Here is a 17,800-nt window from a genome sequence, read left to right on the forward strand (position 1 = left end):
ATCTGCCAACGTTTCGCCAGCCGGTCGGTTGCAGATGCTCGGGACAGGCCCGAGCATGACGGCGGAGAGTTTGATACTCCTCCCCACGCCTTTCGGTACAAGGCCATTTCCCATTCCATTTCCTGAGAGCGTGACATCATGACCGATTGCAAAGCTATGATCCTCGGATGCAGCGGGCTTTCGCTGACGGCCGACGAGATTGCCCTTTACCGCGATGAACAGCCCTGGGGCTTCATCCTGTTCGGGCGTAATATCGGCGAGCCGCAGCAGATCACCGATCTCGTCGCCGCCATGCGCGACGCCGTCGGGCGGCCAGACGCGCCGGTTCTGATCGATCAGGAGGGCGGGCGCGTGCAGCGCATCAAGCCGCCGATCCTGCAGGCCTATCCGAATGCCCGCATTCTCGGTGAAATCTATGAGCGCGACCGGGGGGCGGGCCTGCGTGCCGCCTGGCTGATGTCGCGCCTGCATGCCTTCGACCTCATGAAATTCGGTATCAATGTCGATTGCCTGCCGGTGCTTGACGTGCCGGTGGAAGGCGCCAGCAACGTCATCGGCAACCGCGCCTATGGCTACACGCCGACCATGGTGGCCGAGATGGGGCAGGCGGCGGCCGATGGGCTGAAGGCGGGCGGCATGCTGCCTGTCATGAAACATATGCCGGGCCATGGCCGAGGCATGGTGGATTCGCACCATGAACTGCCTGTTGTCGATGTACCGCTCGATGAGCTGGACGCCCATGATTTCGTGCCGTTCCGGGCGCTGAACCACGAATTGATGGCGATGAGCGCGCATCTGGTATTCAATGCCGTCGACCGCGAACGGCCAGCGACGACCTCGCCGAAGGTCATCGAGGAGATCATTCGCGGCCGCATCGGCTTTGATGGCCTGCTGATGTCCGACGACAGTTCCATGAACGCGTTGAAGGGTACGCTGGGCGAGCGGGCTGCGAATATTGTTGCTGGTGGCTGCGATATAGTCTTGCATTGCAACGGCGTGATGGGTGAAATGCTTGAAGTCGTGAAGGAGGTTCCCGTTCTTTCCGGCCGCTCGCTGGAGCGGGTGCGGGCAGTTGAATCGGGTTTCCCGACTGCGGACCCGTCCGACGAAGCGGAACTGAGAGCCGAATTCAACGCCATGTGGGCCGTTTCCTGACGATCTTGGGGGCGGCCGCTCACTCGGGATCAAGGCCGGACGCCCGGCGGATGGAACAATGGCCGCAGACAAGTCTCGCAATTCGACACCGATGGACAAGCTCTGGCAGGACGTGACGCCGGAGCGGTTGACGGGTGAGGCCGGGCTGGTCATCGATGTCGCGGGTTTCGAAGGCCCGCTCGATCTTCTCCTGCATCTTGCGCGCACGCAGAAGGTCGATCTGTCGCGCATTTCGGTGCTGGCGCTCGCCGAACAATATCTGCAATTCGTGGAAAGTGCGCGTCGCGTGCGCATCGAGCTTGCGGCCGATTATCTCGTGATGGCGGCATGGCTCGCCTTCCTCAAATCCAAGCTCCTCATTCCGCAGCAATCCAAGGATGACGGCCCCTCGGGCGAGGAAATGGCGGCGACGCTGGCCTTCCGGCTGAAACGCCTGGAGGCGATGCGCGAGGCGGCGGAGCGCCTCGTCAACCGCGCCCAGCTCGGCCGCGATGTTTTTGCCCGCGGCGCGCCGGAGCATATTCCGCATATCAACCGCTCGGCCTATGAGGCCAATCTTTATGATCTGCTCAGCGCCTATGCCAATCTGCGGCAGCGTCAGGCGATTACCCAGGTCACGATTGAAAAACGGCAGGTCTGGTCGCTTGTCGAGGCGCGCGAGCTTCTGACCCACCTCCTCGGCGATGTCGGGGAATGGACCGTACTCGACCAATATCTGCTGCAATATGTGCCCGATCCCGCCATGCGGGTGACAGCGATTGCCAGCGCCTTTGCCGCTTCGCTGGAGCTGGTGCGCGAGGGATCGCTGCAAATCCGGCAGGAGGGCGCTTTCCAGCCCATCTATATGCGCCGCGGCACGAGGGATGAGCCCGCAGCCAGTGCCGGGAGGAACGATAATGACTGATGATGAAGAGACCGGCGAGGCGATGATCGTGACAGATGGGGTGGGATTCGAACCCACGGTATTTTCCGAACGGCAGCTGAAGGAGGCCGAGCGGATCGCCGAGGCTTTGGTCTTTGCCTCGTCCGAGCCGGTTTCCGTGGCTTTCATCGCCGAGCGCCTGCCGCGCGGCATCGATGTCGTCGCCATTCTGCAGCGTCTCAAGGTTGTCTATGCGGAACGGGGCGTCAATCTCGTGCAGGTGGGCGGGCAATGGGCCTTCCGCACCGCCGGCGATCTTTCCTTCGTCATTCGCGCCGAGGAAAAGGAGCCGAAGAAGCTGTCGCGCGCGGCGCTGGAAGTTCTGGCGATTATCGCATATCATCAGCCGGTGACACGCGCCGAAATCGAGGAAATCCGCGGTGTTCAGACCTCGCGCGGCACGCTTGATGTGCTGATGGAGGCGGGCTGGGTCAGGTTCCGTGGCCGCAGGCGCACCCCCGGCCGGCCGGTGACGATCGGCACCACGGTGGAGTTTCTTGACCATTTCGGCCTTGAGGAATTGCGCGATCTGCCGGGCCTTGAGGAATTGAAGGGCGCAGGGCTGCTTTCAGGCCGCATCCCCTCCAATTTCGGCGTGCCTCTGCCGATGATGAGCGACGAATTGCGTGAGGACGAAGACCCGATCACGCAGCTTGATCTGGAGGAACTGGGCCTGCTTGCGCCTGGCGGCGGCGATGGCGACGATTGATATCGCCATCCTGTTGGCGCGGCCACGAAAACTTTATGCGCACTCGCTGTTGAAGCGACGATTTGTCGTTTGAAAAAGCCTTTCAAACGTCTTACATCGTCTGAAAGCGAAATTCAGGAGTTTCAGTTATGGGTTCTTTTAGTGTGTGGCATTGGCTCATCGTGCTGGTGATCGTTCTCGTCCTCTTCGGACGCGGCAAGATTCCGGAACTGATGGGTGATGTCGCAAAGGGCATCAAGAGCTTCAAGAAGGGCATGGCTGACGAAGACCAGACGCCGCCGCCGGCCGATGCCAACACGAAGACCGTCGACCACAAGGCTGACGAGATCAAGTAAGCGGCCTTGCCGCTTGGTGTGAGACTGACGGGCGTTAGGGTCTCGGGAGCATATTGATGTTAGATATCGGCTGGAGCGAGCTTCTGGTGATTGCGGTCGTTTTGATCGTGGTCGTCGGACCGAAAGACTTGCCGCCCATGATCCGCGCCTTCGGCAAGACGATGGCCGGCCTTCGCAAGATGGCGGGGGATTTCCGCACGCAGTTCGATGAGGCGCTCAAAGAGGCCGACATGGACGATGTGCGCCAGACGATCTCCGATGTCCGCAATCTCAACCCCACCAACTCGCTGCGCGATGCGATGAACCCGCTTCGCCAGCTCGGCAACGAGATCAAGTCCGATCTCCAGAAGGCGACGGCTGCGCCGGATGGCCTTTCATCCACGCCGGCGCCGGCGACAGGCGAGCCGGTCGCGCCGCTGGTCAGCGTGCCTGAGCCTGAAATGAAGCTGCCGGATGCGTCGCCTGCTGTTGCCGCGCCCGCTGCGCCGGTTGCCGCGGCCGTCGCTGCGGAGGAGAAGCCGAAGCGCGCACGGGCGAAATCTATTGCTACTGTTGAGGCCGAAGCGGTTGCCGCCAAGCCGAAACGTGCAGCCCGGAGCAAGGTTGCCGCAGCGCCCGAAACCGCCGTCACCGTGAAAACCAGTGAGCCCGCCGCCTCGAAGCCCGCCCTGAAGACAGTCGCCAAAAAGGCGGCCGTCCGGAAGTCTTCCGCAGACAAGGCGGCGGTGGCCGATGCCAAGCCGGCGAAAACGGCAAAAACCAAGGCTGCAAAGCCCAAGAAGGATGAAGCATGAGCGGGGACATCGAGGATAAGCCGCAGCCGCTGATCGAGCATCTCATGGAGTTGCGCACGCGGCTGATCTGGTCGCTCGGCGCATTTTTCGTCGCCTTCATCGCCTGTTTCGCTGTTGCCAAACATCTCTTCAACCTGCTTGTCATTCCCTATAAATGGGCCGTGCTCTGGGCGGGTCTGGATGTCACGAAATCGTCGCTGATCTATACCGCGCCGCAGGAATTCTTCTTCACGCAGATCAAGGTTGCGATGTTCGGCGCCATGGTTATCTCCTTCCCGGTGATCGCCTCGCAGCTTTACAAATTCGTGGCGCCCGGTCTCTACAAGAACGAGCGCGCCGCCTTCCTGCCATTTCTCATCGCTTCCCCGATCCTGTTCCTTGTCGGTGCGGCGCTCGTCTATTTCTTCTTCACGCCCATGGTCATGTGGTTCTTCCTCGCCATGCAGCAATTGCCTGAGGATGGTGAGGTGGCGATTTCCCTGATGCCGAAGGTGTCGGAGTATCTGAGCCTCATCATGACGCTGGTCCTCTCCTTCGGTCTGGTGTTCCAGCTGCCTGTCGTCACCACGCTTCTGGCCCGCGTCGGACTTCTGACCAGCGACTGGCTGCGTGAGAAGCGCAAGTTCGCCATCGTGCTCGCCTTCGTGGTCGCAGCCGTGCTGACGCCGCCGGACCCCATGTCCCAGATCGGTCTTGCGCTGCCTGCGATCATTCTCTACGAGATTTCCATCTACATGGCTCGACTCGTGGAGAGGAAACGTGCGGCGGAATCCAAAAGCACGGAGCTGGAAGAGACCTGACGCTTCGCCACGGTCTTCCCGCTCATCCAGTTTCCTCGCGCCGGGCCCTTCGCCCGGCGTTTTGCTGATAAAACGCGGGCTACCAACAACAGTCTGGAACGACGATGCACGACATTAAATGGATACGCGAAAACCCCGAAGCCTTTGATGCGGCGCTTGCGCGCCGTGGCGCGGAGCCTGCCGCTAGCGGCCTGATCGCGCTTGATGAAAAGCGCCGTTCCGTCATCCAGTCCCTGCAGGACATGCAGTCGCGCCGTAATGCCGCTTCCAAGGAAATCGGCGCCGCCATGGCGCAGAAGAACATGGAGCTGGCTGAAAAGCTCAAGGCCGAAGTCGCCGACCTCAAAGACAACATGCCGCGCGCCGAGGAGGAGGACCGCCAGGTCACTGCCGAGTTGAACGACGCCCTGTCGCGCCTGCCCAACATGCCCTTCGACGATGTGCCCGACGGCAAGGACGAGCATGACAATGTGGTCGCCCGCGTCGTCGGTCAGAAGCCCGGCTGGAACCATGAGGCAAAGGAGCATTTCGAGATTGGCGAAGCGCTCGGCTATATGGATTTCGAGCGCGCCGCCAAGCTTTCGGGCGCACGTTTTACCGTGCTGACCAGCCAGCTGGCGCGTCTGGAACGGGCGCTCGGCCAGTTCATGATCGACCTGCACACCTCGGAACACGGCTATACCGAAGTCTCCTCGCCGCTGATGGTGCGCGACGAGGCGATGTTCGGCACCGGGCAATTGCCGAAATTCTCCGAGGACCTGTTCAAGACCACAGATGGCCGCTGGTTGATCCCGACGGCCGAGGTGACGCTGACCAACCTCGTGTCCGGCGAAATTCTCGATCAGGAGAAGCTGCCGCTGCGCTTCACCGCGCTGACGCCGTCCTTCCGTTCGGAAGCGGGCTCGGCCGGCCGCGACACACGCGGCATGCTGCGCCAGCACCAATTCTGGAAATGTGAGCTCGTCTCCATCACCGATGCGGAAAGCGCCGTTGCCGAACATGAGCGGATGACGGCCTGCGCCGAAGAGGTTCTGAAGCGTCTCGGCCTGCATTTCCGCACCATGACGCTCTGCACCGGCGACATGGGCTTCAGCGCCCGCAAGACCTACGATCTGGAAGTGTGGCTGCCCGGCCAGAATACCTATCGCGAAATTTCGTCCTGCTCGGTCTGCGGCGATTTCCAGGCGCGGCGCATGAATGCGCGTTATCGCGGCAAGGACGACAAGGCGACGAAGTTCGTTCATACGCTGAACGGTTCCGGCACCGCCGTCGGCCGCTGCCTGATCGCCGTTCTCGAAAATTACCTGAACGACGACGGTTCCGTCACAATTCCAGACGTGCTGCTGCCCTATATGGGCGGTCTGAAGCGCATCGAGAAGGCGGCTTAAGAGAGCGCGGCATCGTGTTATTGGAAGGAGAGTCTGCCAATTACTCCGACCGTCATCCTCGGGCCTGTCCCGAGGATCTGCAACCTATCGATTTATTTGGACGTGATTAGATACTCGGGACAGGCCCGAGGATGACGTTGAGTGAACTGCACACTTCACCGCCGGAGGAGAGGATGCTCCGTCACTGAAGACATGAGAAGCGGAGAGAGAAACATGCGGATTTTGCTGACGAATGACGACGGTATTCACGCCGAAGGTCTGGCCGTGCTGGAGCGTATCGCCCGCACGCTGTCCGACGATGTCTGGATCGTCGCGCCGGAGACAGACCAGAGCGGGCTTGCCCATTCGCTGACGCTTTCCGAACCCCTGCGTCTGCGCAAGGTTTCCGACAAACATTTCGCGCTGCGCGGCACGCCCACCGATTGCGTCATCATGGGCATTCGCGAAGTCCTGCCGGAAAAACCCGATCTCGTGCTGTCAGGCGTCAATGCCGGCGCCAATATGGCCGATGATGTCACCTATTCCGGCACCATTGCCGGCGCCATCGAAGGCACGCTGCAGGGCGTGCGTTCCTTTGCGCTGAGCCAGGCGTTCAGCCATGGCGAAGGCCGCGTCGTGCCGTGGGAAGTCGCTGAAACCTATGCGCCCGATCTCATCCGCAAGCTCATTGATGTCGATCTGCCTGACGGCACCTTCCTCAATCTCAATTTTCCCAATTGTGCGCCAAAGGATGTGCAGGGCGTGTCCGTCACCGGGCAGGGCAAGCTCGATTTCGGCCTGACGGTGGAGGAGCGGCAGGATGGTCGCGGTCTTCCTTATTATTGGCTGCGCTTCGGCGAGCGCCTCGGCACCTTCCGCGAGGGCACGGATATTCACGCCTTGAAGCACGGCAAGATTTCGGTCACACCGCTTAAGCTTGACCTGACGGACTACACGGTGAAGGATCGGGTTGCGCAAGCACTTGGATTCGGAGTCGCCGATTGAAATCCGCAATGGTCGAAAAGGAAGGTTTTGCCGCTCTCGTTCTCCGCTTAAGGGGCGAGGGGATTTCCGACCTTGACCTTCTGACGGCGGTCGAGCAGACGCCGCGTTCCAAATTCGTGCCGCCGCAATTTGCGGCTGACGCCTATTCCAGCCGCACGATCCCGATCGACTGCGGCGCCTTCATGGAAGGTGCTGACATGGCGGTGAAGATCCTTGCCCGCCTGCAGTTGAAACCCGGCCAGCGCGTGCTGGAAATCGGCACGGGCAGCGGTTTCATGACGGCGATCATTGCACGCCGGGTGGAGCGCGTCTTTTCGCTGGAGCGCTACAAGACGCTGGTGCAGCAGGCGCAGAATTGTCTGGACGATCTCTCCATCCGCAATGTCGTCATCCGCCAGGCGGATGGCAGCAACGGTCTGGTGGGCGAGGGAACCTTCGACCGCATCGTCTCCACCGCCGCCTTTACCACCATGCCCCGCTTCTTTGCCGAGCAGATCGTTTCCGGCGGCATGATGATCGCGCCGATCATTCTTGAAGGCGACCGCTGCGTGATGACGCGTTTCTCCAAGACCGGCAGCCGCTTCGAGAAGGAAGAGCTGTTCGAGGCGCCTTATTTGCCGCTCAGCACCCATATTGCGCGCCATTTGTGACAAACTGAAAATTTTGGAGACATTCTATTTTTGTCTCCTAATGTTCTGAATTGTCGCAACTATCTGATTTTTAATATCATTATTGTCTCAACGTGACGCATATGGTTTCCGTCATGGTTATCGAAGTGTCAAAAAAGCGTTGAGCGGCTTAACGTTTTAACGGCGTGGTAACACTAACGCGCTTTAATCATAAACATCGACGCATGGTTTTCCCCACCTCGGGAAATGGGCCTTGCAAGAAGTGAAATTTGTGCCGGATCGCATCCAGATGCGGCGGGTTGGCGTCAGTGTAGATCGAGTCATGCGTATGAGACATTCGTCTAAAATCGGAAAATCAGTCGCAAAAATGTTCGCAGCGGCATTGCTGGCAAGCGTCGCAACGGGCTGTAGCTCGGATGCAACGCGGTTCAGCGGCCTCTTTTCCAGTGGACCGGATCGGATGACAACGGCGTCAATTCCTGCCCGTCAGGGCGGCGGTGCTTACGGGCAGGCCCCGGTTCCGCAGGGTGACATGAATGGCGGTTACGCCTCAGTCGCGCCGCAGGGTGGTTACGCCAACCAGAACATGGCCGGCAACTCCTATCCGCAGTCCGGTGGTTATGGCGGCGTCCAGCCTTCCACGGCCCGCGCTTCGGCCTCGCCGGTGCAGCGTTCCGAGCTTTCGGCCCCAACCGCCGTGGCAAGCCGCGACCCGTCGACCCGCAACGAAGCCATGGCCCAGCCTTTCCCGTCCGCTCAGCGACAAGCCGCGCCGTCTCTTGCTGCACCCGCCCAGCAGGCTGCCGCTCCCGTCGCCGACAACCTGACCACCGCGACCGTACGTTCCGACAAGAATGGCTGGCACACCGATGGCGCTTCCTCCGTGACCCTGCGTCCCGGCGAAAGCATCGCGACACTCTCCAACCGTTACGGCGTTCCGGAAAAGGAACTGCTGCGCGTCAACGGTCTGAAGACCGCATCCTCGGCGCAGGCCGGCCAGTCGATCCTCATTCCGAAATTCGGCCAGGCCCGCAATGCCGCCAAGGATGCCGCCGGCAATATCGCTCTCAACCGCAATGGCGACCAGCCGACCCCGCTGCGCGGCCCCGAGGGGAACGTGGCCGTGCTGCCGTCGCAGGCCGCCGCCCGTGACAAGGTTTCCTCCGAAGCCGGCAAGCTGACGCCTCCGGGCGGCAAGCCGTTGCCGCCGACCGGTGGTTACAAGGTTCAGCCGGGCGATAGCCTGGCGAAGATCGCCCGCGAAAACGGCGTGTCGGTTGCTGCCCTGAAGGCGGCGAACGGTCTCGGCAATGAAAGCATCCGCGTCGGCCAGACGCTCAACATGCCGGGCGCTTCGACGGATGCCATCAAGACAGCTTCCGTTCCCGCCAAGGAAGCGGCGAAGGCGGTCGAAACCGCATCCGTCAAGCCTGAGCCCTACAAGGCTCCCGCTGCTGCCGCCGCTCCGACTGCGCCTGCCACACCGGCGACGGCAAGTGTCAGCGATATCGAGAAGAAGGCCGATATGGCCTCCATCGCACCGGAATCCACCGGCATCGGCAAATATCGCTGGCCGGTTCGCGGTGCGGTCATCAACAATTTCGGCGACAATGTCGAAGGCAGCCGCAACGATGGCATCAACATCTCCGTTCCCGAGGGAACGCCGATCAAGGCCGCCGAAAACGGCGTGGTCATCTATGCGGGCAACGGCCTGAAGCAGCTCGGCAACACGGTTCTCGTCCGTCACGACGATGGCAAGGTCACGGTTTACGGCAACGCCGCCAATCTCGACGTCCAGCGCGGCCAGAAGGTCCAGCGCGGCCAGACCATCGCCACCTCAGGCATGACCGGCAGCGCCAAGCGTCCGCAGGTTCACTTCGAAGTCCGCAAGGATGCGACGCCGGTGAACCCCTCCAGTTTCCTTGAATAGGTATTGCGTCTCAAGGAATGATGAAGCCGGGTGAAGAACCCGGCTTTTTCATTTTTGGGGTGGTGCGTGCGGAGAAGGTGCTGGAATGGGTGCCACGGGCTTAGTGGGTGTTGGTTTCCTCGCGGTTTTCTCCTCCGTCATGCCGGACCTGATCCGGCATCCAGTCGACGCGCGTCTGCGCGGCGGAATGAGCCTCCTCAGCCCAAGGACTTGGGCTGGCTGGATACCGGCTCAAGGTCGGTATGACGGATGTGGGGATGCAGCCCAAGTCACGTCGATCCGCTACATGTCTAGCCCCTGACCAGCCCCACCGTCTTCTCGATGAAGTCTGCGATCGTGGCGGTATCGTCGAGATCGAAGACGGGAAGGGTGGCGTCCGCCACCTCATGATCGGCGGCAATCGCGACGATATGCGGATCGAGCGGCGCAAGTGGTTCGGTCTTGGCGGCCTCCAGCCGGCGCGCCTCGATCTTCGGCACCGGCTCATATTTGTAACCTTCGATCAGCACCAGATCGCAGGGGGCGAGGCGGGAGAGAATATCCTCGAAGGAGGGTTCCGGTTCGCCGCGCAGTTCATGCATGATGGCGAAACGGGTGCCGGAAACGATGGTAACCTCGTGCGCGCCAGCCTGCCGGTGACGCCAGCTATCGGCGCCGACCTTGTCGATGTCGAAATCATGATGGGCGTGCTTGATGGTGGAGACGCGGTAGCCGCGCGCCGTCAGTTCGGTGACGATGCGCACCGCAAGGCCGGTTTTTCCCGAGTTCTTCCAGCCGGCAATGCCGAAGACCTTTTGTGCCGTCATGGTTCCATGCTCTCCAGATAGCTGCGCGCGAGCGCCAGTTCATCCGGCGTGTTGATGTTGAAGAACGGATCGAGGCTGCCCTTTGCCGTTTCCAGCGGCGGGAAAGCCACGCCGATGGTGACATGCCGGGCAAGATAGGCGCGGATGCGCCGGTTCGCATCGTTCTTCAGCCACGCCTCGAGATCATCGGCGAGGGCCACCGGCCACAGCGCAAAAACCGGGTGAAGCTGGCCGCTGGAGGCGGCGATGACGATCGCATGATCTGACACGTGCTCGCAAAGGCGCGCCACAAGGTCGTCAGGAAAAAATGGGCTGTCGGCCGGCGCGGTAAGAAAATGACTGCCGGCGGTCTCGCGATTGCGGAAGTGGCGCATGCCTGCCAGAACGCCCGCGAGAGGGCCGGCATGGCCGTTCAGCGTATCAGGCAGCATCGGCAGGCCTAAACTCTCCGCCCAGCCGTTATTGCCGCTGATGGCGGCATTAATGGTGACATCCGAGACCTGCGGCGTGATGCGGCTGATGACATGAGAAATGAGGGGGCGATCGCCCAGCTGCACCATCGCCTTGTTGCTGCCCATGCGCCGCGAAAGCCCGCCGGCGAGCACGAGACCGGGTATTTCAAAAGGGGCCGTCATTCCCGCTTTTCCTGCAGCCTTACGATATAGGTGGTGAGGAGGGCGACAAGGCCGGTCGCCAGCATCACGAGAAGAAGCGGCCAGGTTCCATCCTCTTTGGACAGGACCGAGGAGGCGAGCACCGACAATGCCGCGCCGCCGCCGATGGTCATGGCGCCGCCGAGACCGGAGGCGGAGCCTGCCAGATGCGGCTGGACGCTGACCATGCCGGCATTGGCGCTCGGCAGCGTCACGCCGTTGCCGACGCCGATCAGGGCAAGCGGCACGAAAAACGCATAGGCGCTTTCCGCCCCGGCCGAGATCAGCACCATGGTCGTGACGATGCCCGCAATGGCGATGACATTGCCCGACAACATCATGCGGGTGATGCCGATTTCACTGGCATAACGGCCGGAGATGAAGTTGCCGAGCATATAGCCGCTGGCCATGAAGAAGAATTGCAGGCCGAGCATGGCCGGTGCAAGCCCGTAAAGCACGCTGCCGACGAAGGGCGCGCCGCCGAGGAATGAAAAGAACATGCCCGATGAGAAGGTCGAGGTCAGCGCATAACCCCAGAACAGCGGCGAGCGCAGCAGCTCCGGCCAGGCGTGAAACTGCTGGGAAAAGCTTGCCGATTTGTTGTGGTTGGTTTCTCCGAGATCGAACCAGGCGAGCACCAGAATGCCGACGCCGAGCAGGCAGAGGAGGGCGAAGCTCGACTGCCAGCCGGAGATGTCGTTGAGCAGGCCGCCAACCGTCGGCCCCACCATCGGCACCACGGACATGCCCATTGTCACATAGCCGATCATCGAGGCCGCCTGTTCCATCGGCACCATGTCACGCACGATGGCGCGCGCCAGCACGAAGCCCGAAACGACGGCCGCCTGCGCGACGCGCCCGATCATGAAAACGGTGATATTGGGCGCCAGCATGCAGACGAGCGTTGCGACGATCATGATGGCGATGCTGACGAGCATGACCGGGCGGCGTCCGAAGAGATCGGAAAGCGGGCCGATGATGAGCTGCAGGCAGGCGGTGGCGGCAAGATAGCCCGAAACGGCAAATTGCATCACGGCATAATCGGTCTCGAAATAGAGCGCCATGGCCGCAAGCGAGGGCAGGAACACGTTCATGCACAGCGCGGCGACGCCGGCGATGACGACTAGCGTGATGATGTGAGGCGGGGTGGTCCTGTCGAGAAAACGGCCGCTGTTCATCTCATTCTCCCGCTTCTTCCGTTACGGTAGTTTTCGTTACGGAAGCCGGCCGCACCGTGGTGGCGGCGGTGGGTGTCGCAGCCGAGCGCTTGGCCATCTGCGAACGCTTGCGCAGGCTTTCGCGATAGAAGGTATAGAGGCCCGAACCGATGACGATCATGGCGCCAACGATGGTGTAGCTGTCGATTTTCTCGTTGAAGAAGAACACGCCGATCATGAAACCCCAGAGCAGGCTGGTGTAACGGAATGGCGCGACAAAGGAGATTTCGCCTGATCTCATCGCGAGAATGATCGCCTGATAGCCCACCAGCACCAGGATGGCGGAACCGGCGAGATGCGAGAGAATCATGAAATTCATCGGCTGCCAGCCGCCGAAGGGCACGATCAACAGGCCGCCCACGGCCATGTTGACGAAAGCGGTGATGACGGTGATGGCGAGTGAGGGCACATCCGCATACATTTTCCGGGTCAGCAGGTCACGCGCGGCGGTGACCGCAAGCGATGCGACGACGAGCAGCGCCCCCGGCGTGAAGCCTTCAGGGCCCGGGCGAATGATGATCAGCACGCCGATGAAACCGGTGATGATGGCCGCCCAGCGCCGCCAGCCCACGGGTTCGCGCAGGAAAAGGGCAGCCCCCAGCGTCACCACCAGCGGCAGGGATTGCAATATGGCCGAGGCGTTGGAGAATTCGATGAGGCCGAGCGCCGTCAGATAAAGCACGGCGGCTGTCACCTCGCAGAGACAGCGCAGGATGATGATGGGCCGCAGCAGGGTTTTGAGCGGCCGGAGCGCGCCGAAATGGCGTGCGGCGATATAGATCAGCACCACGGTCATGATGCCGCGCACGAACATGATCTGGCCGGTGTTGATATAGGGAGTGACGGACTTCGTCAGCGCATCATTGGCCGTGAAGCTTGCCATTGCGAGCGCCATGAAAAGTGCGCCGCGCGTATTGTCCGTCAATGCCATTCCCAAATATCCCAGACCATGCGCGGTTTACTCCGTCCGCCCTTGCGGGCGATCTGGAGCCGCCGTTCCGGCGCAACCACGCATTCCTCCATGCAAAGAGACGTGGCACGGCACAGCCGGTATTTCAACCGCTTATATGGGCGGGTGGACGAGAAAGAGGCTCAGCCGCCGGTCACGCTCATATGGCGGGAGACGGCGGGCCGGTTATGGGTCCGGTCGATGATGAAATCATGCCCCTTCGGCTTGCGCAGCAGGGCTTCATCGATAGCGCTCGAGAGATAGGCGTCGCTGTCGGAGGCGCGCAGCGCCGTGCGCAGATCGGCGGCGTCGTCCTGGCCGAGACACATATAAAGCGTGCCGGTGCAGGTGAGGCGCACGCGATTGCAGCTTTCGCAGAAATTATGCGTCATCGGGGTGATGAAACCCATCCGGCCGCCGGTCTCCTTCACCGTCACGTAACGGGCGGGGCCGCCGGTCTGGTAATCGCTGTCGATGAGCGTGAAGCTCTTTTCGAGATCGGCGCGCAGCTGCGAAAGCGGCAGGTAGCGGTCAGTGCGATCTTCCTCGATCTCGCCCATCGGCATGGTTTCGATGACAGTCAGGTCCATGCCGCGGCCATGGGCGAAACGCATCAGATCGGGAATCTCGGCGTCGTTGAAGTCCTTCAGCGCCACGGCGTTGAGCTTGACCTTGATGCCCGCGGCCTGGGCCGCATCCAACCCTTCCATCACCCGGTCGATATCGCCCCAGCGGGTGATATGGCGGAATTTATCGCGGTCGAGCGTATCGAGCGAGACATTGATGCGGCGCACGCCGCAATCGGCGAGTTCGGCGGCGAATTTCGCAAGCTGCGAGCCGTTGGTGGTCAGCGTCAGTTCGTCGAGCGCGCCTGTTTGCACATGTCGGCCGAGGTTCCTCACCAGCGACATGATGTTCTTGCGCACCAGCGGCTCGCCGCCAGTCAGCCTCAGCTTGCGCACGCCGCGCGCGATGAAGACGGAACAGAGGCGGTCGAGTTCTTCGAGCGTCAGGAGGTCCTTCTTCGGCAGGAAGGTCATGTGCTCGGACATGCAATAGGTGCAGCGGAAATCACAGCGGTCGGTCACGGAAACGCGTAGATAGGTGATGGCGCGACCGAAAGGGTCCACCATCGGTGTGCTGTTTTCCGTCAGGGTTTTCGCTTTTTCAAGCGAGCCGGGGAAACTGTTCACGTCTCCATCCTCATTGCGCCTTGCGCCGGGCACACACGCCTGATGTGTGCTCTATTAGGTGATGTAGTGGCTTGCCTATCGTGAGGCAAGTCCGTAATTCTGACGCATGTGACGAGCTTGCGGAAGTGAAAAATGAGTGATGCCTGGCCGACCGAGCTGCTTGTGTCGAAAGACCGGCGCGAATTGACTGTTTCCTTTGATGATGGAAGCGTTTACCGGCTTGGCGCCGAGATGCTGCGCGTGCTTTCGCCCTCGGCGGAAGTGCAGGGCCACGGGCCGGGACAAAAGGTCACGGTGCCCGGCAAACGCAATGTCGCCATCCGTTCCATGGTCGCGACCGGCAATTATGCGGTTCGCATCGTTTTCGACGATGGCCACGATAGCGGCATCTACACGTGGAAATATCTGAAGGAATTGGGTGAGACAGGGGATGCGCTGTTTGCCGATTATGAACGGCAGCTCGCCGAAAAGGGCTTGAGCAGGGAACCGCGATTCCGGTAGGCGGACGCAAGGCCTGCGGACCCTACCACCCTCATTCCTGTGCTTGTCACAGGAAATCCAGCCGACCCAAGTCCTTGGGCTGAAAAAGACTCCTCCCGCCGCGCCGCCGCGCGTCGACTGGATTCCTGTGACAAGCACAGGAATGAGTGGGAGGAGGACAGCGGCATCCGAGGCCCGCATGCCTGAGGGACAAATAACCCGTTGAATCTGCGCGCCGTCCACCAGTAAAATCGTTTTCGCTTTTCCCGCCGATGCGCTAGGAAGTGAGGGAGGGAACACCCTCGTCTTATTGATTTTCAGCGGGGTGGCGTGTGGCTGTAGAAGCGAACGGAAATGATCTGGCCCAGGTGGTCGTATTGTTGGCGGCAGGCGTTGTCGCCGCGCCGATCTTCAAGCGCATCGGTCTCGGCTCGGTGCTCGGTTATCTGGCCGCCGGCCTCGTGATCGGGCCTTATGGTCTCGGTTTCTTTTCCGATTCGCAGGCCATTCTGCATATAGCGGAACTCGGCGTGGTGATGTTCCTGTTCATCATCGGCCTTGAAATGCAGCCCTCGCGGCTATGGTCGATGCGGCAGGATATTTTCGGGCTGGGTGCCCTGCAGGTGCTGGTCTGCATGGCGGGCCTGACGCTGGTGGGCGTCAGTCTCGGCTTTCCCGTCATCATGTCCTTTGTCGCCGGCACCGGTTTCGTGCTGACCTCAACGGCGATCGTCATGCAGATGCTGCAGGAACGCAACAGCATGTCCAGCCTCAAGGGCCAGCGCATCATCGCCATCCTGCTGTTTGAGGATCTGGCCATCGTGCCGCTGCTGGCGCTTGTCGCCTTCCTCGGTTCGGGCGGCGAACATGTGACGGCGTCGGAGCGCTGGGTTTCAGTCGGCATCGCGCTTGCCGCCGTCGGCGCGCTCATCCTTGCCGGGCGTTATCTTCTCAACCCGTTTTTCCGCCTGCTCGCCGCTTCCGGCGCGCGTGAGGTGATGACGGCCGCAGCGTTGCTGGTGGTGCTCGGTTCGGCGCTTCTGATGCAGGTCAGCGGTCTTTCGATGGCCATGGGCGCTTTCCTTGCCGGCGTGCTATTGTCGGAATCCTCTTTCCGTCACCAGCTTGAGGCGGATATCGAGCCGTTTCGCGGCATTCTGCTCGGCCTTTTTTTCCTCGGCGTCGGCATGGCGATCGACCTTGCCGTCATTGCCTCCAACTGGCAGCTCGTGCTGGTAAGCGTCGCGGCTTACATGCTGCTCAAGGCCTTCCTGATCTATGGCGTGGCGCGGGCACTTGGAACCACCAGGCGCGAAAGCCTGGAGCGGGCGGTGCTGATGGCGCAGGGCGGCGAATTCGCCTTCGTACTTTATTCGGCCGCCGTCAGCGCCGGTATTCTCGACCGGGAGGCGAACGCCATCCTGACGGCGACCATCATCATCTCCATGGTACTGACGCCGCTGATGGTCATCCTGCATGACCGTCTGGTGCCGGCGGCGGTTCCCAATACCGACGATCTCGACGTGCCCGAGAATGTCGAGGGCAGCATTCTCCTCATCGGCTTCGGCCGTTTCGGGCAGATCGTCAGCCAGCCGCTTCTGGCGCGGGGCTACACGCTGTCGCTCATCGACAAGGATGCCGAATTCGTGCGCGATGCGGCGGAGTTTGGCTTCAAGGTCTATTATGGCGATGGTTCGCGGGCGGAAATCCTGCATGCGGCCGGCGCCAGCACGGCGCGCGCGGTTCTCATCTGCGTCGACGACAAGGAGGCCGCGGTCAGGATCGCGGAGATCGTCAAGCACGAATTCCCGCTGGTGCCCGTCCTTGCCCGTGCTTACGACCGTGGCCATGCCATTGATCTGCTCAAGGCGGGTGTGGACTACCAGATCCGCGAGACGCTGGAATCGGCGCTGAATTTCAGCGAGGAAGTGCTTGGCGCCATGGGCGAGGAGCGGGAAGACGCCGCCCGTCTGGTGGAGGAATTCCGCGATCGCGACGAGGAACGTTTCGCCATGGAAGTCGTCGGCGGCATCTATGCCGGCCGTTCGCTGATCCGCGGCAACGCCCAGCCGGCCGATCTCGTCGCCGCGCGCACGGCGCGCGAGCGGGCGGAGCGGGAAAAGGCGGAAGCGGCAGAGGAATAGGGATTGCGCCCGGTGGTGTCGCAGGGTGATTTCAAGGGATAGGAACGGATATGACGATCATTCGCACGGTTGAGGAATTGAAGGCCATCTATGACGGCGCGAGCGAGGCATCGATCGCCAAGGTGACGGCCACGTTGACGGCCGAATACCGGCTGATGATCGAGACTTCGCCGTTCCTCGCGCTGGCGACGGTCGGGCCGGAGGGTATGGACTGTTCACCGCGCGGTGATAAGGGCGGCGTGGTCAGGGTGGCTGATGACAGGACGGTGCTTCTGCCGGACTGGCGCGGCAATAACCGGGTGGATTCGCTTTTGAACATCGTGCGCGATCCGCGCGTAGCGCTGATGTTCCTGATCCCCGGCTCGAACACGACGATGCGCATCAACGGCCGCGCTCTGGTCTCCGTCGCTCCCGATCTGCTGGAAAGCTTCGAGATGGATGGCAAACATCCGCGCACGGTTATCGTGGTGACGATCGACGAAGTCTATTTCCAGTGCGCCCGGGCGCTGATGCGCTCCGAGCTCTGGAACCCCGATAATTTCGTCGATCCGGCGTCGCTTCCGACCCCCGGTCTTCTGCTCAAGGCGGCAAAGGCGGAATTCGATCAGGAAACCTACGACCGCGAATGGGCGGCGCGGGCGGCGAAGACCATGTGGTGAGGCTTCCCCTCCCACCCTCATTCCTGTGCTTGTCACAGGAATGAGGGTGGGGA

At 61.5% G+C, this 17,800-nt stretch carries 18 protein-coding genes; 13 read left to right on the forward strand and 5 right to left on the reverse strand.

Going from position 1 to position 17,800, the window contains the following annotated elements; all coding sequences use genetic code 11:
- Window positions 1-138: 138 nt before the first annotated feature.
- The 10 genes from nagZ to WDZ78_RS05430 all read left to right on the forward strand — a co-directional run bounded on the left by nagZ (window position 139) and on the right by WDZ78_RS05430 (window position 9,646).
- On the forward strand, window positions 139-1,155 hold the full coding sequence (gene nagZ / locus WDZ78_RS05385) for a beta-N-acetylhexosaminidase (RefSeq protein ID WP_425672498.1): 1,017 nt from the start codon (window positions 139-141) through the stop codon (window positions 1,153-1,155).
- A gap of 58 nt (window positions 1,156-1,213) precedes the next feature.
- Window positions 1,214-2,059, forward strand: coding sequence for a segregation and condensation protein A (locus tag WDZ78_RS05390; protein WP_026364137.1), 846 nt, complete (start codon window positions 1,214-1,216; stop codon window positions 2,057-2,059).
- Window positions 2,052-2,786, forward strand: a complete 735-nt coding sequence (scpB, locus tag WDZ78_RS05395; RefSeq protein ID WP_425672499.1) for an SMC-Scp complex subunit ScpB — start codon at window positions 2,052-2,054, stop codon at window positions 2,784-2,786. The genes WDZ78_RS05390 and scpB overlap by 8 nt, the downstream gene beginning before the upstream one ends.
- 128 nt (window positions 2,787-2,914) lie before the next feature.
- Window positions 2,915-3,121 carry a twin-arginine translocase TatA/TatE family subunit gene (locus WDZ78_RS05400; protein WP_003509722.1) on the forward strand — a complete coding sequence of 69 codons (207 nt, stop codon included), beginning with the start codon at window positions 2,915-2,917 and terminating at the stop codon, window positions 3,119-3,121.
- A gap of 56 nt (window positions 3,122-3,177) precedes the next feature.
- Window positions 3,178-3,915, forward strand: a complete 738-nt coding sequence (gene tatB, locus WDZ78_RS05405; RefSeq protein WP_425672500.1) for a Sec-independent protein translocase protein TatB — start codon at window positions 3,178-3,180, stop codon at window positions 3,913-3,915.
- Complete coding sequence (tatC, locus tag WDZ78_RS05410; protein ID WP_020012738.1) at window positions 3,912-4,715, forward strand: twin-arginine translocase subunit TatC; 804 nt, start codon at window positions 3,912-3,914, stop codon at window positions 4,713-4,715. The genes tatB and tatC overlap by 4 nt, the downstream gene beginning before the upstream one ends.
- Before the next feature lie 104 nt (window positions 4,716-4,819).
- The gene (serS, locus tag WDZ78_RS05415) at window positions 4,820-6,103 is read left to right on the forward strand and encodes a serine--tRNA ligase (RefSeq protein ID WP_425672501.1); all 1,284 of its coding nucleotides are present in this window, start codon (window positions 4,820-4,822) and stop codon (window positions 6,101-6,103) included.
- A 213-nt stretch (window positions 6,104-6,316) separates the two neighbouring features.
- Complete coding sequence (surE, locus tag WDZ78_RS05420) at window positions 6,317-7,087, forward strand: 5'/3'-nucleotidase SurE (RefSeq protein WP_020012736.1); 771 nt, start codon at window positions 6,317-6,319, stop codon at window positions 7,085-7,087.
- Complete coding sequence (locus WDZ78_RS05425; RefSeq protein ID WP_026364136.1) at window positions 7,084-7,737, forward strand: protein-L-isoaspartate(D-aspartate) O-methyltransferase; 654 nt, start codon at window positions 7,084-7,086, stop codon at window positions 7,735-7,737. The genes surE and WDZ78_RS05425 overlap by 4 nt, the downstream gene beginning before the upstream one ends.
- 346 nt (window positions 7,738-8,083) lie before the next feature.
- Window positions 8,084-9,646, forward strand: a complete 1,563-nt coding sequence (locus WDZ78_RS05430; RefSeq protein ID WP_425672502.1) for a peptidoglycan DD-metalloendopeptidase family protein — start codon at window positions 8,084-8,086, stop codon at window positions 9,644-9,646.
- Between the two features lie 290 nt (window positions 9,647-9,936).
- Here WDZ78_RS05430 and mobB read toward each other — a convergent pair whose 3' ends face one another.
- The 5 genes from mobB to moaA all read right to left on the reverse strand — a co-directional run bounded on the left by mobB (window position 9,937) and on the right by moaA (window position 14,464).
- Entirely contained in the window at window positions 9,937-10,452 is a 516-nt protein-coding gene (gene mobB / locus WDZ78_RS05435) for a molybdopterin-guanine dinucleotide biosynthesis protein B (protein ID WP_111794190.1), read from the reverse strand.
- Window positions 10,449-11,087, reverse strand: coding sequence for a molybdenum cofactor guanylyltransferase MobA (mobA, locus tag WDZ78_RS05440; protein ID WP_060725729.1), 639 nt, complete (start codon window positions 11,085-11,087; stop codon window positions 10,449-10,451). The genes mobB and mobA overlap by 4 nt, the downstream gene beginning before the upstream one ends.
- Window positions 11,084-12,283 (reverse strand): multidrug effflux MFS transporter, encoded by a 1,200-nt coding sequence (locus WDZ78_RS05445; protein ID WP_111794188.1) that lies wholly within the window; start codon window positions 12,281-12,283, stop codon window positions 11,084-11,086. The genes mobA and WDZ78_RS05445 overlap by 4 nt, the downstream gene beginning before the upstream one ends.
- A gap of 1 nt (window position 12,284) precedes the next feature.
- Window positions 12,285-13,253 (reverse strand): DMT family transporter, encoded by a 969-nt coding sequence (locus WDZ78_RS05450; RefSeq protein WP_060726306.1) that lies wholly within the window; start codon window positions 13,251-13,253, stop codon window positions 12,285-12,287.
- Window positions 13,254-13,414: 161 nt separating this feature from the next.
- Window positions 13,415-14,464 carry a GTP 3',8-cyclase MoaA gene (gene moaA / locus WDZ78_RS05455; RefSeq protein ID WP_111781066.1) on the reverse strand — a complete coding sequence of 350 codons (1,050 nt, stop codon included), beginning with the start codon at window positions 14,462-14,464 and terminating at the stop codon, window positions 13,415-13,417.
- Window positions 14,465-14,596: 132 nt separating this feature from the next.
- Between moaA and WDZ78_RS05460 the strand changes: the two genes are divergently transcribed.
- From WDZ78_RS05460 to WDZ78_RS05470, 3 genes are all read left to right on the forward strand, one after another.
- The gene (locus tag WDZ78_RS05460) at window positions 14,597-14,965 is read left to right on the forward strand and encodes a gamma-butyrobetaine hydroxylase-like domain-containing protein (RefSeq protein WP_003509699.1); all 369 of its coding nucleotides are present in this window, start codon (window positions 14,597-14,599) and stop codon (window positions 14,963-14,965) included.
- Window positions 14,966-15,276: 311 nt separating this feature from the next.
- Window positions 15,277-17,088, forward strand: a complete 1,812-nt coding sequence (locus tag WDZ78_RS05465; RefSeq protein ID WP_020012727.1) for a monovalent cation:proton antiporter-2 (CPA2) family protein — start codon at window positions 15,277-15,279, stop codon at window positions 17,086-17,088.
- Between the two features lie 50 nt (window positions 17,089-17,138).
- The gene (locus WDZ78_RS05470) at window positions 17,139-17,747 is read left to right on the forward strand and encodes a pyridoxamine 5'-phosphate oxidase family protein (protein WP_425672503.1); all 609 of its coding nucleotides are present in this window, start codon (window positions 17,139-17,141) and stop codon (window positions 17,745-17,747) included.
- Window positions 17,748-17,800 lie beyond the last annotated feature (53 nt).

Source organism: Agrobacterium sp. M50-1 (genome assembly GCF_049843495.1).
Classification (GTDB): domain Bacteria; phylum Pseudomonadota; class Alphaproteobacteria; order Rhizobiales; family Rhizobiaceae; genus Agrobacterium; species Agrobacterium radiobacter.